The organism is Xanthobacter luteus, assembly GCF_040049235.1.
In the GTDB taxonomy this organism is placed as follows: Bacteria; Pseudomonadota; Alphaproteobacteria; order Rhizobiales; family Xanthobacteraceae; genus Xanthobacter.
Map to the genome: position 1 here is coordinate 241713 of NZ_JBDZDO010000006.1, position 13049 is coordinate 254761.

Below are 13049 nucleotides of genomic sequence, written 5' to 3' on the forward strand. Positions count from 1 at the left end.
ACGGCGGCGGAATGGGCCGGCTTCGCCGATCCGTCCCCTGGACCCCGGATCGGCGCTCCACCTTTGGTGTCGCTTGTCCGGGGCACGACGAACACAGCGGGCGCCGTCATGCCGCCCTCCTTTTGGCTTCGGTGGCGGCCGTGCCCTGGTGGGTGTCGAGCTCGACCACGTCGATCCGGGTCTTGATGCGCTGCTTGGTGCCGTCCTGGAAGGTGATGGTGGTGTCCACGTCGATCGCCTTGTCGCCGGCATACATGGCGTCGATGATGGTGCCGTAGCGCTCGTTGATGACGCCGCGGCGCACCTTGCGGGTGCGGGTCAGCTCCCCGTCGTCCGCGTCCAGCTCCTTGTAGAGCAGAAGGAAACGGGAGATGCGCTGCTTCGCCGCCAGGGTCTTGTTGACCTCCTCCACCTCCTTGCGCAGCAGCGCGATGACCTCCGGCTTCGAGGACAAATCGGTGTAGGTGGTAAAAGAGATGCGCTGCTTCTCGGCCCATTTCGAGACGATGGAGAAGCGGATGCAGATGATCGCCGCGAGGCTGTCGCGCCCGTCGCCGAGGATCACCGCCTCGGCCACATAGGGCGAGAACTTCAGCTTGTTCTCGATGTATTGCGGCGAGAATCGATCGCCGTGCGCGGTCTTCGCCATGTCGCGCACGCGGTCGATCACGACCAGGTGACCCTTGTCGTTGAAATAGCCGGCATCGCCGGTGCGCATCCAGCCGCCCTCGGCGAACGACTTCGCCGTCTCCTCGGCATTGCCGAAATAGCCGGTGAACATGTTGGGGTGGCGGGTCACCACCTCGCCGAGCCCGTTCTTGTCGGGATCGTCGATGCGGATCTCCACCCCTTCCATGGGCACCCCGACGGTGTCGAAGTCCACGTCGGCGGCCTCGTGGAGGGTGTAGGCGCCGAGCAGCTCGGTCTGGCCGTAGAGCTGGCGCATGGGCACGCCGAGCGCCAGGAAGAAGCGGAAGGTGTCGGGCCCGAGCGCCGCCCCGCCGGTGGCGGCCGACCTCAGGCGGGTGAAGCCGAGCCGGTCGCGCAAAGCGCGGAACAAGATGAAGTCGGCGAGCGCCGAGCGGCGGCCCCGCTCCAGCGCCTTCAGGCCGAGCGCCATGCCGAAATGGAACATCGCCCGCTTGAGCGCCGAGGCGTCCATGATGCGCGCGCGCACGTCGGCGGCGATCTGCTCCCACACCCTTGGCGCGAACAGCACGAAGGAGGGGCCGATCTCGCGCATGTCGGCCATCATGGTCTCCGGCTCCTCGACGAAGTTGACCTTCATGCGGGACAGGAGCGCCTGACCGAACGCGTAGATCTGCTCCATGATCCAGGGCATCTGGAGCACGCTGACATATTCGTCGTCGGGCGAGCGCGGGTCCATGACGAGATAGGCTCTGCAGTGGCGCAGCAGGGCGCCGCCGGTGAGCATGGCGAGCTTGGGATGGGAGGTGGTGCCCGAGGTGGTGCACAGGATGGCGACGTCGTCGCCCTTGCCGGCCGCCACCATGTCCGCATAGGCGGAGGGGGCCGCCGCATGGCGCGCGCGGCCCTGCGCCTCGAGGCTTTCCAGCGAGACGAGGCGCGGATCGTCATACTTCCTGATGCCGCGCGGGTCGGCATAGACGATATGGCGGACGGTGGGGATCTTCTCCTCGAGCTGGAGCAGCTTGTCCACCTGCTCCTCGTCCTCGGCGAACACCACGGCGACATCCGCATAGGTGATCAGGTAGGCCACCTCGTCGGCGAGCGCGTCGCGGTAGATGCCGAGGCTCATGCCACCCAGTGCATGGGCGGCGATCTCGCCCATGAGCCATTCCGGGCGGTTGTCGCCGATGAGCGCCACCACGTCGCCGCGGCCGACGCCGAGGCCCGTGAGGCCGAGCGCGATGTGCTTCACGCGGGTCGCCACCTCGGCCCAGGTATAGGCGTTCCAGATGCCGAGGTCCTTCTCGCGCAGCCAGATGTCGGCGCCGTGCTCGGCGGCGTGGAGCTCCAGGAGCTTGGGCAGGGTGTCGTGGCGGGTGATGTCGGGCAGGGTCATGGATCAGGCCCTCACGCCACTTCGTCTTCGGGGACGGCCGCGCCGTCGCTCTCGAGATCGTCCTCGCCGAGATAGGCCTTGCGCACATTCTCGTTGGCGAGCACGTCGGCCGGCAGCCCTTCCGCGATCTTGCGGCCGAAATCGAGCACCATCACCCGGTGGGAGATGTCCATCACCACCCCCATGTCGTGCTCGATCATGACGATGGTCATGCCCCACTCTTCGTTCAGGTCGATGATGTAGCGGGCCATGTCCTCCTTCTCCTCGAGATTCATGCCCGCCATGGGCTCGTCGAGGAGGATGATCTTCGGCTCCAGCGCCACCGCGCGGGCGAGCTCCACGCGCTTCCTGAGGCCATAGGAGAGGGTGCCAGCGGTGGCCTTGCGCACATGCTGGATCTCCAGGAAGTCGATGACGTTCTCGACCGCCTTCCTATGCTCCAGCTCTTCCTTCTGGGCGCCGCCGATCCAGTAGATGGCGCCGGAGAGGAAGTTGTTCTTCAACAGGTGGTGGCGCCCGACCATGATGTTGTCGAGCACGCTCATGTGGCTGAACAGGGCGAGGTTCTGGAACGTGCGGCCGATGCCGATGGCGGCGCGCTTGTTGGGCTTGAGCCTGGTGATGTCGCGGCCCTCGAAGCGCACCCGCCCCTCGGTGGGCGAATAGCGGCCCGAGATGCAGTTGAGCATGGAGGTCTTGCCGGCGCCGTTGGGGCCGATGATGGAGAACAGCTCGCCGCTGCGGACGTGGAAGCTCACGTCGGACAGCGCCCTGAGGCCCCCGAAGCGCAGCGAGATGTTGTCCACGTCCAGGATCGTGTGCGCATCGGCACGCGCCTGCGGAACCACGGTCGTGGTGCTCAAGCCGTCCTCCCTATGTGTCCCGGAGGGTCGGCCTGCCGCCCTCCGTGTGGCGCCCCGCATCTCGCGTTGGCTCGGCGCCTGCCCGATCGTCACGTCGGGCTTCAGGAAACAATCAAGCGTTCTTTTTTATTCTGGTCAAGCGGCATTTCTTGTCGCAGGATGCCCTTGCGTGGCGGCGGCTCAGACTTCAGTCTAAGGCACCCCGTCGTCCCGCGGGGTTGTGCATCCGGCGCAATCCAATCATTCCCCAATGGCCGCAGCAAGGCCGGGATCGACGCTGAAGAGGCAGACTCTGTAGAAGCAATGGCGCGCACCATCGGATCAAACGGCGCCCGTACCGCCGAGGCCATCCGGCAGGCGGGCGTGAAGCTCATCTACCGGCACGGCTACGAGGCCATGAGCCTCAGGCAGCTGGCGGCCGAGGTGGGGCTGCAGTCCGGCTCGCTCTACAAATATTTCGACAACAAGCAGTCGCTGCTGTTCGACATCGTGCGCGAGCACATGGCGGACCTGCTGTCGAAGGCGGAAGCGGACCTCGCCGGCATCGACCACCCGATGGCGCGGCTGAAGGCGTTTTCGGCCTTCCATCTGCGCTACCACATGCAGCGCATGGCCCACGTCTTCATCGCCAACATGGAGATCCGCAGCCTCGACGACGACCACCGCGCCATGGTGATCGGCCTGAGGCGGCGCTACGAGAACCTGCTCGAGGACACGCTGCGCGAGGGCGCGCAGGCGGGCGTGTTCCAGATCGCCGAGCCGAAGGTCGCCACCTACGCCATCATCTCCATGCTCACCGGCATCTGCATGTGGTACCGCCCCGGCGGGCGGCTCAGCCAGGACCAGCTGGTGGAGATCTATACCGGCCTCGTGGTGGACGGCGTCACCGGGCCCGAGGGCGCGCCGGTGCAGGCCGAGAAGCGTCGCGCCCTGGCGTGAGCGCGGGCCGGTGGCCCCTGCATTTGCGCGCTTCGCCCGAAAGGACGACCGCTGATTGTCCGAGTGCTTCGCTTCCCGGTCACCCTCCCCCTGTGGGAGAGGGCAGGGTGGGAGTGTCACCAGCCTTTCCCCGAGCCCGTCTCAGCCGCTTGAGGCGCGGCACCCCCACCCTCCCACAAGGGGGGAGTCCGGCCCGCTTGCCATCGTGCGCCCGCTCGCCCATATAGGTCGCGGGAGGTTGGCGGTGGACGAGCCACTCGCCAACCGGGTCAGGTCCGGAAGGAAGCAGCCCCAACGAGCCCGACTCGGGTCTTCGTCCAGCCTCCCACCCTTTCCTGCATTCCAAGTCCCGCATTCGGGCGCCGGCCTTCGCGCCACCGGCGCGCCGCAGGGCATTGGGCTGCGCGTGCGCCAGCGTGCCCCCGGACGCATTCCGCGATCGCTCCAGGCGGCCGGGACGCGGGAGCCGGGGATTTGCCGCCCGGCCCATCGACGCATGCGCGCGCGGTGCTATGAATGGGGACGGACATGGATGGTCCCGAAGGCGGCATGATGAGCGACCAGCAGCGCACCGACGAGGAGCAGGAGGGACCCGGCCTCGACCTCGGCCTGCCCGCCGCCGCGCCGGCCCCCGCCGTGCCGGCGGTGGCCGGCCCCGCGCCCTACCGCGTGCTGGCCCGCAAATACCGCCCGCAGAATTTCGAGGACCTGATCGGCCAGGAGGCGATGGTGCGCACCCTGCGCAACGCCTTTGCGTCGGGCCGCATCGCCCAGGCCTATATCCTCACCGGCGTGCGCGGGGTGGGCAAGACCACCACCGCCCGCATCCTCGCCCGCGCGCTCAATTTCGAGCCGGCCGACGGCGCCGCGGGCGCCCCGACCCTCGACCTCGCGACCTTCGGGCGCCACTGCCGCGATATCGTCGAATCGCGCCATGTGGACGTGATGGAGATGGACGCCGCCTCCAACACCTCCATCAACGACATCCGCGAGATCATCGAGAGCGCGCGCTACCGGCCGGTGATGGCGCGCTACAAGGTCTACATCATCGACGAGGTGCACATGCTCTCCACGGCGGCCTTCAACGGGCTGCTGAAGACGCTGGAGGAGCCGCCGGAGCATGTGAAGTTCATCTTCGCCACCACCGAGATCCGCAAGGTGCCGGTCACCGTGCTCTCGCGCTGCCAGCGCTTCGACCTGCGGCGCGTGGAGGCCGGCGTGCTGGCGGCGCACCTGTCGGGCATCTGCGCGCGCGAGGGCGTGACCATCGAGCCCGAGGCGCTCGCCATCATCGCCCGGGCGGCGGAAGGCTCGGTGCGCGATAGTCTCTCGCTGCTCGACCAGGCGATCGCCCATGGCGGCGGCAGGGTGGGCGCGGAAGAGGTCCGCCGCCTGCTGGGGCTTGCCGACAAGGGGCGCGTCATCGACCTGTTCGAGGCGCTCATGAAGGGCGAGATGGCGCGCGCTTTGGCCCAGTTCCGCGACCAGTACGAGGCGGGCGCGGACCCGGCGGTGATCCTCACCGACCTCGCCGAGTTCACCCACCTCGTCACCCGCGTCAAGATCGTGCCCGAGAGCGCCGAGGACGCCGCTTTGGTGGAGGCCGAGCGCCTGCGCGGGGCGGAGATGGCGCAGGGCCTGTCCATGCGCGTGCTGGCGCGCGCCTGGCAGATGCTCTCCAAGGGCGTCGCCGAGGTGCAGCAGGCGGCCAAGCCCGCCCAGGCGGCGGAGATGGTTCTGGTGCGGCTCGGCTATGCCGCCGATCTGCCCACCCCCGACGAGGCGCTGCGCCAGCTGCGCGAGCAAGGCGGCAATCCGGCCGGCACTGCGGCGAGCGGTCCTGCCGGCGGGCGCGGGCCATCGAGCGGCGGCGCCGGCGGCGGGACGGGCGGCCCCTCGGCCCTGGCGCATTCCGCCTCGGCGCCCTCCGGCGCGCGGCTCGCGCTCGCCCCGGCCCCCGCGCGGGCGCCTTCGGCGGCGCGGCCCGAGCCGGCCCGCGAGACGCCCCGGCCCGCCTCCGCCCCGCCTGCGCCCGCGGTCGCCGGGCCGAGGATATCGGACCTCGCCGACATCGCGCGCCTTGCCGCCGAGAAGCGCGATCTGCTGCTCAAGCATGCGGTGGAGCACCAATTGCGCCCGGTGCATGTGGAAGACGGCCGCATGGAATTCTCGCTCGTGCCCGGCGCGGCGGCGAGCATCGTCCAGGACCTCTCCCGCAAGCTCTCGGACTGGACCGGGCGGCGCTGGCTGGTCTCGCTCGCCAGCCGCGAGGGCGGCCCGACGCTGGCCGAGGAGGACGCCGCCCGCAAGGCGGAGCGGGAGGAGGGCATCAAGGCCCATCCTTTGGTGGCCGCCGTGCTCGCCCGCTTCCCCGGCGCCGAGGTGGTGGACGTGCGCTCGCGCGCCGACCCGGCCGACAGCGTGAGCGCCGAGGCCCTTCCCCCCATGGAGGAAGACCTCCATATGGGTCCGGGGCCGGACGACGAGATCGATTATTGAAGGAGGCGGGAGCCGATGCGCGACCTGATGGGCATGATGAAGCAGGCGAAGGAGCTCCAGGAGCGCATGCAGCAGATGCAGGCGGAGCTGGAGACCATCGCGGTCGAGGGCTCGTCGGGCGGCGGGCTGGTCAGCGTCACCGTCACCGCCAAGGGCGAGTGCAAGGCGGTGCACATCGACCCCTCGCTGGTGAAGCCGGAGGAGACGGAGATCCTCGAGGATCTCCTCGTCGCCGCCTTCGCCGACGCCCGCGGCAAGGCCGAGCGGGTGATGCAGGAGAAGATGCAGGCTCTCACCGGCGGCCTCGCGCTGCCGCCGGGGCTCAATCTGTTCTGACGGGCCGGCGCCGCGCTCAGCGCTCCCAGCGCATGGCGGCAAGGCGCGGGTCGGCGGCGAAGGCGTCGCGCCCGAAGGCCAGCGATTGGCGCGGCGCCTCGCACACCGCCGCGACGCCGGTGCGGCCGAGAACGATGTGCCAGGTGCGGCGCTCCACCGGCGCCGGCGCCGTGAACGCGGCGCAGGCGAGCAGCGCGAGGTTCGCCCCCGCCTCGGGATCGCGCACGGATTGGTAGCGCACGATCTCCACCGCCGCCGTCCGCGCTGCATCGGCGAGCCGCTGGCAGGGGGCGTAGTCGATGGGGTCGGTCCAGGCCGCGTGGTCGCGGCTGAGCGGCGCGGCGGTCAGATCGAGATGGCGCGCGCTTGCCACTTCCGCGGCGAAGGCGGTGTACTGGCCCGCGCTCTCGGGCCACGGCGTGGCGGGGGATTCGGCGAAGAACCGCAGCCGGTAGAAGGCCAGTTCCGCGACCGCCGTCTGCGGCCGCTCGGCGGCATAATAGACCCCGCTGGTGCGCCCCGCGCGCCGGAAGCGGGAGCCGTGGGGATAGGGCGGCGCATAGCGGAACGGCGTGAAGAAGAGATAGTCGAGGTGCCGGCACTCCGGCGGCACGGCGGGCTTGGTCGCCTCGACCAGATCCTCGAGCAGGCGCTGCTCGTCGAGGCTGTCCACCAGCTTGAGCGTCGAGGTCAGATGCTGCGCCTCCACCAGGCGCCAGCAGCGGCCCGCATAGGGGCGCGCCTCACAGGACAGCGCGTCGGGCGTCCAGATAGGCGATGACATCGATCAGCCCGCAGATGGTTCGGATCTTCTCGATGGGGGCGCCATCGAGGGCGGTGTTGGGATTGGCGAGCCAGGCGCGGGCGATGCGCTCGTCCCCGCCGGTGATGGCGTCGAGCGAGCGGAACAGCCGCACGAACAGGATCGCGAGCTCGAACGGCTTTGATCCGGACTCCAGGCTGAACGCCCCTTGCTTCAGGCGTGTGAGCGTCGCCGGGCTGAGGCCGATGATGGCGGCCAGCGTCTGCGCCCTCACCCCGAGCCGGTCGGCGGCCCGCAGCAGCGCCTTGGCGAGCCCGGCGCTCTGGCTGGAGGCGGCGGGGGCATGCGGTGCGGCACGCATCAGGCGGATCATCCTTTCCAAAGAGAGAAAAGCATAAAACAATTCAATATGGAACATTGGCCCCCAACGGGCCCGAAACGAAAAAGGGCGGCCCTGCGGCCGCCCTTTCCCGATCAGCAGGGGAATGCGCGAAAGATCACTCCGCCGCGCCGGCCTCGCCCTCGGAGGCGGTGCGGCCCGCCTCGCGCTCGGCCTTGGCCTTGGCTTCCAGGTCCTCGCCGGTCACCTGGTCGACCACCTTCATGGACAAGCGGGTCTTGCCGCGCTCGTCGAAGCCCATGAGCTTGACCTTGACCTTGTCGCCTTCCTTGACCACGTCGGAGGGCTTGGCCACGCGCTCGTTGGCCATCTGCGAGACGTGGACCAGGCCGTCCTTGGATCCGAAGAAGTTCACGAAGGCGCCGAAGTCCACCACCTTCACCACCGTGCCCTCGTAGATCTGGCCCACTTCCGGCTCGGAAGCGATGGACTTGATCCAGTTGATGGCGGCCTTGATGGCGTCGCCATTGGCGGAGGCGATCTTGATGGTGCCGTCGTCCTCGATGTTGATCTTGGCGCCGGTCTTCTCGACGATCTCGCGGATCACCTTGCCGCCGGAGCCGATCACTTCGCGGATCTTATCGACGGCGATCTTCATCACCTCGATGCGCGGGGCGTGCTCGCCGAGTTCCGCGCGCGCGGTGGTGAGGGCCTTCGCCATCTCGCCGAGGATGTGGACGCGCCCGTCCTTCGCCTGGGTGAGGGCGACCTTCATGATCTCCTCGGTGATGCCGGCGATCTTGATGTCCATCTGGAGCGAGGTCACGCCCTGCTCCGTGCCGGCCACCTTGAAGTCCATGTCGCCGAGATGGTCCTCGTCGCCGAGGATGTCGGAGAGCACGGCGAACTTCTGGCCCTCGAGGATCAGGCCCATGGCGATGCCCGCCACCGGACGGCGCAGCGGCACGCCGGCATCCATCAGCGCCAGCGAGGTGCCGCAGACGGTGGCCATGGAGGACGAGCCGTTGGACTCGAGGATCTCCGACACCACGCGCAGGGTGTAGGGGAATTCGTGCTTCAGCGGCAGCATGGGATGGATGGCGCGCCAGGCGAGCTTGCCGTGGCCGATCTCGCGGCGGCCGGGCGAGCCCATGCGGCCAGTCTCGCCCACGGAGAAGGGCGGGAAGTTGTAGTGCAGCAGGAAGTGCTCCTTGTAGGTGCCTTCCAGGCTGTCGATGAACTGCTCGTCCTCGCCGGTGCCGAGCGTGGCGACCACGAGGGCCTGGGTCTCGCCGCGGGTGAACAGCGCCGAGCCGTGGGCGCGCGGCAGGATGCCGACCTCGGAGACGATCGGGCGAACGGTGGAGACATTGCGGCCGTCGATGCGGATGCCGTCGTCGAGGATGGCCCAGCGCACGATCTTGGCTTCGAGCGCCTTGAACACCTCGGAGACCACCTGCGCGTTCGGCACCGCGGTGCCGTCCTGCGCCAGCTCCTCGTAATACTTCTTCACCTTGGACTTGGCCGCGCCGACCGCCTCGTAGCGGGCCTGCTTCTGCTTGATCTTGTAGGCCTCGCGCAGGTCGGCCTCGGCGATCTCCTTGACCTTGGCCTCGATGGCGGAGACGTCGGCCGGCTGGAAGTTGCGCGGCTCCTTGGCGGCCTTCTCGGCCAGCTTGATGATGGCCTCGATCACCGGCTGGAAGTGGCGGTGGCCGAACATCACCGCGCCGAGCATGATCTCCTCGGGCAGCTCCTTGGCCTCGGACTCCACCATCAGCACCGCGTCGCCGGTGCCGGCGACGACCAGATCGAGCGCGCTCTCCTTCACCTCGTCGAGGGTGGGGTTGAGCACGTACTCGTTCTCGACGAAGCCGACGCGCGCCGCGCCCACGGGGCCCATGAAGGGCACGCCCGAGAGGGTCAGCGCCGCGGAGGAGGCGACCAGAGCGACGATGTCGGGGTCGTTCTCCAAATCATGGGCGAGCACGGTGACGACCACCTGGGTCTCGCACTTGTAGCCGTCCGGGAACAGGGGACGGATCGGGCGGTCGATGAGGCGGGAGACCAGGGTCTCCTTCTCGGAAGGACGGCCCTCGCGCTTGAAGTAGCCGCCGGGGATGCGGCCGGCCGCGTAGGTCTTTTCCTGGTAGTTCACGGTCAGCGGGAAGAAGTCCTGCCCCGGCTTCGCCTCGCGGGCGGAAACCACGGTGGCGAGGACCTTGGTGTCGCCGTAGGTGGCGAGCACGGAGCCGTCGGCCTGGCGGGCCATCCTGCCGGTCTCGAGGATCAGCGTGCGGCCGCCCCAGTCCAGCTCTTCGCGATGGATGTCGAACATCTTGTGGTTCTTTCTCTTCAGCGGGCGAAGAAAAAGAGCCATGAGCAAGACGGCCGGACGCGCCGCGCGAAGAGGCTCGTCAAGGAGCTCCTCCGACGGTTGCGTCCGGCGATCCTGCCATGGCTCGATCTCTGCCTTGCGTGCCCGCGGCAGGCCCCATGCCCGCCGCGCCGGCGCGCCGCGATGGGCCGCAGCGCGCGATACTCAGCGGCGCCGGCGCTTCCCGCCGGTCCGCGCCTGGCCCGTTTCCCGGCCGGATGGAGACCATCCGGCGGATCAGGAAACGCTCCAGCGTCAAAGTTGCGAGCCGTCCATCGCCGCCCTTGGCGGAGGAAGGCCGCGCGGCGTCAGCGGCGGATGCCGAGACGCTCGATCAGGGACTTGTAGCGCCCCTCGTCCTTCTTCTTCAGATAGTCGAGAAGACTGCGGCGCTGGGAGACGAGCTTCAGCAGCCCGCGCCGCGAATGATTGTCCTTGGCGTGGGTCTTGAAGTGCTCGGTGAGGTTGACGATGCGCTCGGTGAGGATCGCCACCTGCACTTCCGGCGAGCCCGTGTCGCCGCCCTTGGTCGCATAATCGGTGATGAGCGCCTGCTTGCGCTCGGCCGTGATCGACATCGGATGGTCCTTTCAGATGGAGAGACGTGAGGCGCGCCGACGACCCGCAAATTGAGCCGGGTGGAGGTTCGGCGTGCCGTCGGCCGGGCCGGGATGTCGTCCAGCGCGGTCGATTTCAGCACGAAATGCGGCGCCGAAGGCACCGCTCGCGCGGCGGACTATACAGATTTGCCCCCCGCTTGCCAGCACAATGTTGCCGCGCCAGGACGCCAGCCGTCAGAAGCAGCTGACGAATTCGCGGAACACCCAGCCCAGCGGCCGGCCGGTCTCGATGCCGGTCACATAGGCCCAGGCTCTGCCCTTGCCGTCGGTGGCGTCGGCCTCGATGCGCACCAGGGTGCCGTTCTTCACCTGGCCGAGAATGTCGCCATTGGGGCCCGAGCGCACGTTGAGCGGCGTCCCGGTGGGGTCGGTGATCTTGCAGCGGCTCTGGGCGGCCGCAGGAAGGCCGGCGGCGGCCAGCAAAGCGAGGGCGAGAAGGCCCGGCGCGAGGCTGGCCGGCGGGCGCATGCGGGAGAAAACGGTGGTCCACATGGGGTCACCCCGGAAAAGGCGTTGGCCGAAGGGCTCGTGGCCGGCCGTCCCGCCCGCAGCGGGCGGCCGTACGCTGGTGATGCTATCAGATCCCCTTGCCGTAGGGGCGCCGGGTCAGTCGGGCCGGCGGTTCTCCCGCCGGCCGTCCCGCGGGCCGCCCTTCTGGCCGCCCTGGCGCGCCCAGTTGAAGACGCGGTGCGGGAACACCTCGCCGCCCTCCACGTCGCCGATGGCGATGAGCGCGTTTTGGCAGAACACGCTCGCGTGCCCGTGCACCACCGGCGCGTCGCGCCCGCGCAGGATCACGCTCTGTCCGCAGCGCAGGCGGTGCGCGTCCGGCGGGGTGACGGTGAGGCGGGGCAGCTCCTCGAGCGCGATCTCCACCGGGTCGAGCGCCTCGGCGAGCGCCGCCTCGCCCTCCTCGGCCCGCGCCTTGAGCTCGTCGAGCGGCACCAGGTCCTCCTCCAGGAAGGCGCCGACACGGGTGCGCCGCAGCGCGCAGACATGACCGCAGCAGCCGAGCATGCGCCCGAGGTCGCGGGCGATGGCGCGCACATAGGTGCCCTTGCCGCACTCGGCCTCGATCACCGCGTGGTCGGCGTCCGGCCGCTCCACGAGGGCGATGGAATGGATGCTGACGGGACGCGGCTCCAGCACCACCTCCTCGCCGTCGCGGGCGAGGTCGTAGGCGCGCTCGCCGCCGATCTTGAGCGCCGAATAGGCCGGCGGCACCTGCATGATCTCGCCTTTGAAGGCCTCCAGCATGGCGCGGATGTCGAGATCGTCCGGCCGGTGATCGCTGGTGGCGACGGCCTTGCCCTCGGCGTCGTCGGTGTCGGTCTCGATGCCGAAGCGCACCGTGAAGCGGTAGGCCTTGCGGCCGTCCATCACGTAGGGGACGGTCTTGGTGGCCTCGCCGAAGGCGATCGGCAGGCAGCCGGAGGCGAGCGGGTCGAGGGTGCCCGCATGGCCGGCTTTCTTGGCGCCGAACAGGCGCTTGACGATGCTCACCGCCTGGGTGGAGGTGAGGCCGGTGGGCTTGTCGAGCAGCACCCAGCCGTCGAGGTCGCGCTTGGGCGGGCGCGGGCGTTCGTCGCGGCCGCGCTGGGGCTGGCCGCGCAGCGCGGCGGTCTCGCGCGGCGCGCCGTCGCGCGGCTCGGGGGCTTCGGGGCGCGGGGCTGTGGCGGCGGCGGTCATTCGGATTGGGTCTCGTCGTCGGAGGCAGGAGGGTCGAGGTCGCGCGCCACGGCGGGCGAGCGCAGCAGCGCGTCCATGCGGGCACTCTCGGCGAACGAGGTGTCCTCCAGGAAGCGCAGGTCCGGCACCGACTTCAGCTCCACCAGCCGGGCAATCTCCATGCGGAGCGCCTTGCGGTTGGCGGCCAGCGCCTTCACCACCGGGCGCACGTCCTTGCCGCCGAGGGGCATGACGTAGCAGGTGGCGATCTTCAGGTCCGGGGACATGCGCACTTCCGGCACCGTGATGATGTGGCCGGACAAAACGGGGTCCCCGAGGTCGCCGCGCTGGAGCACCTGGGCGAGGGCGTGGCGCACCAGCTCGCCCACGCGCAGCATGCGCTGGGAGGGGCCGCCTCCCGTGCGGGTGTCAGGTTTCATGGGTCTATTCTCTTCGAGGCGCCGGGCCTGGGCCGGGACACCTTCTCCTTCAATGGGGAGCGGGCGGGTTTGGACCGTGCCGCTCCGGTTAAGTTTCAGCGCCCGCGGGCGCCCGCTCTCCATGAGGAGAGGGCCGGGGCGGCGGGGCGCGCCACAT

At 69.4% G+C, this 13049-nt stretch carries 12 protein-coding genes and 1 other RNA gene; 4 read left to right on the forward strand and 9 right to left on the reverse strand.

Annotation, left to right across the window (positions count from 1 at the left end):
- Nucleotides 1-106: 106 nt before the first annotated feature.
- Together ABLE88_RS18565 and ABLE88_RS18570 are read right to left on the reverse strand one after the other, a co-directional pair.
- Nucleotides 107-2047, reverse strand: coding sequence for a long-chain fatty acid--CoA ligase (locus ABLE88_RS18565; protein WP_348833188.1), 1941 nt, complete (start codon nucleotides 2045-2047; stop codon nucleotides 107-109).
- An 11-nt stretch (nucleotides 2048-2058) separates the two neighbouring features.
- Complete coding sequence (locus tag ABLE88_RS18570) at nucleotides 2059-2853, reverse strand: ABC transporter ATP-binding protein (protein ID WP_348833369.1); 795 nt, start codon at nucleotides 2851-2853, stop codon at nucleotides 2059-2061.
- A gap of 360 nt (nucleotides 2854-3213) precedes the next feature.
- On the opposite strand from ABLE88_RS18570, the gene ABLE88_RS18575 reads away from it, so the two are divergent.
- From ABLE88_RS18575 to ABLE88_RS18590, 4 genes are all read left to right on the forward strand, one after another.
- Nucleotides 3214-3849 (forward strand): TetR/AcrR family transcriptional regulator, encoded by a 636-nt coding sequence (locus ABLE88_RS18575; protein ID WP_348833189.1) that lies wholly within the window; start codon nucleotides 3214-3216, stop codon nucleotides 3847-3849.
- 232 nt (nucleotides 3850-4081) lie between these two features.
- Nucleotides 4082-4179: signal recognition particle sRNA small type (gene ffs, locus ABLE88_RS18580), an RNA gene on the forward strand.
- A 222-nt stretch (nucleotides 4180-4401) separates the two neighbouring features.
- Nucleotides 4402-6348: a DNA polymerase III subunit gamma/tau gene (locus ABLE88_RS18585; protein WP_348833370.1), complete on the forward strand. Its 1947-nt coding sequence runs from the start codon at nucleotides 4402-4404 to the stop codon at nucleotides 6346-6348.
- 15 nt (nucleotides 6349-6363) lie between these two features.
- Nucleotides 6364-6684 (forward strand): YbaB/EbfC family nucleoid-associated protein, encoded by a 321-nt coding sequence (locus ABLE88_RS18590; RefSeq protein WP_348833190.1) that lies wholly within the window; start codon nucleotides 6364-6366, stop codon nucleotides 6682-6684.
- 16 nt (nucleotides 6685-6700) lie between these two features.
- Here the strand turns inward: ABLE88_RS18590 and ABLE88_RS18595 are convergent, their stop codons facing one another.
- The 7 genes from ABLE88_RS18595 to rbfA all read right to left on the reverse strand — a co-directional run bounded on the left by ABLE88_RS18595 (nucleotide 6701) and on the right by rbfA (nucleotide 12892).
- Nucleotides 6701-7468 carry an RES family NAD+ phosphorylase gene (locus ABLE88_RS18595; protein ID WP_348833191.1) on the reverse strand — a complete coding sequence of 256 codons (768 nt, stop codon included), beginning with the start codon at nucleotides 7466-7468 and terminating at the stop codon, nucleotides 6701-6703.
- Nucleotides 7428-7808 (reverse strand): antitoxin Xre/MbcA/ParS toxin-binding domain-containing protein, encoded by a 381-nt coding sequence (locus tag ABLE88_RS18600; RefSeq protein ID WP_348833192.1) that lies wholly within the window; start codon nucleotides 7806-7808, stop codon nucleotides 7428-7430. The genes ABLE88_RS18595 and ABLE88_RS18600 overlap by 41 nt, the downstream gene beginning before the upstream one ends.
- Nucleotides 7809-7944: 136 nt before the next feature.
- The gene (pnp, locus tag ABLE88_RS18605; RefSeq protein ID WP_348833193.1) at nucleotides 7945-10125 is read right to left on the reverse strand and encodes a polyribonucleotide nucleotidyltransferase; all 2181 of its coding nucleotides are present in this window, start codon (nucleotides 10123-10125) and stop codon (nucleotides 7945-7947) included.
- Between the two features lie 347 nt (nucleotides 10126-10472).
- Nucleotides 10473-10742 (reverse strand): 30S ribosomal protein S15, encoded by a 270-nt coding sequence (rpsO, locus tag ABLE88_RS18610; RefSeq protein ID WP_348833194.1) that lies wholly within the window; start codon nucleotides 10740-10742, stop codon nucleotides 10473-10475.
- A 216-nt stretch (nucleotides 10743-10958) separates the two neighbouring features.
- Nucleotides 10959-11276 (reverse strand): SH3 domain-containing protein, encoded by a 318-nt coding sequence (locus ABLE88_RS18615; protein WP_348833195.1) that lies wholly within the window; start codon nucleotides 11274-11276, stop codon nucleotides 10959-10961.
- Between the two features lie 114 nt (nucleotides 11277-11390).
- A complete protein-coding gene (gene truB / locus ABLE88_RS18620; RefSeq protein ID WP_348833196.1) occupies nucleotides 11391-12473 on the reverse strand; it encodes a tRNA pseudouridine(55) synthase TruB in 1083 nt (360 codons plus the stop codon).
- Nucleotides 12470-12892, reverse strand: a complete 423-nt coding sequence (gene rbfA / locus ABLE88_RS18625; RefSeq protein WP_348833197.1) for a 30S ribosome-binding factor RbfA — start codon at nucleotides 12890-12892, stop codon at nucleotides 12470-12472. The genes truB and rbfA overlap by 4 nt, the downstream gene beginning before the upstream one ends.
- Between the last annotated feature and the right edge of the window lie 157 nt (nucleotides 12893-13049).

Bases quoted from the DNA above. Each gene is read 5' to 3' on its own strand.
- ABLE88_RS18565 (WP_348833188.1), bottom strand. From the start codon at position 2,047: ATGACCCTGCCCGACATCACCCGCCACGACACCCTGCCCAAGCTCCTG.
- ABLE88_RS18575 (WP_348833189.1), top strand. From the start codon at position 3,214: ATGGCGCGCACCATCGGATCAAACGGCGCCCGTACCGCCGAGGCCATC.
- ABLE88_RS18585 (WP_348833370.1), top strand. From the start codon at position 4,402: ATGAGCGACCAGCAGCGCACCGACGAGGAGCAGGAGGGACCCGGCCTC.
- ABLE88_RS18590 (WP_348833190.1), top strand. From the start codon at position 6,364: ATGCGCGACCTGATGGGCATGATGAAGCAGGCGAAGGAGCTCCAGGAG.
- ABLE88_RS18595 (WP_348833191.1), bottom strand. From the start codon at position 7,468: ATGTCATCGCCTATCTGGACGCCCGACGCGCTGTCCTGTGAGGCGCGC.
- ABLE88_RS18600 (WP_348833192.1), bottom strand. From the start codon at position 7,808: ATGCGTGCCGCACCGCATGCCCCCGCCGCCTCCAGCCAGAGCGCCGGG.
- pnp (WP_348833193.1), bottom strand. From the start codon at position 10,125: ATGTTCGACATCCATCGCGAAGAGCTGGACTGGGGCGGCCGCACGCTG.
- rpsO (WP_348833194.1), bottom strand. From the start codon at position 10,742: ATGTCGATCACGGCCGAGCGCAAGCAGGCGCTCATCACCGATTATGCG.
- ABLE88_RS18615 (WP_348833195.1), bottom strand. From the start codon at position 11,276: ATGTGGACCACCGTTTTCTCCCGCATGCGCCCGCCGGCCAGCCTCGCG.
- truB (WP_348833196.1), bottom strand. From the start codon at position 12,473: ATGACCGCCGCCGCCACAGCCCCGCGCCCCGAAGCCCCCGAGCCGCGC.
- rbfA (WP_348833197.1), bottom strand. From the start codon at position 12,892: ATGAAACCTGACACCCGCACGGGAGGCGGCCCCTCCCAGCGCATGCTG.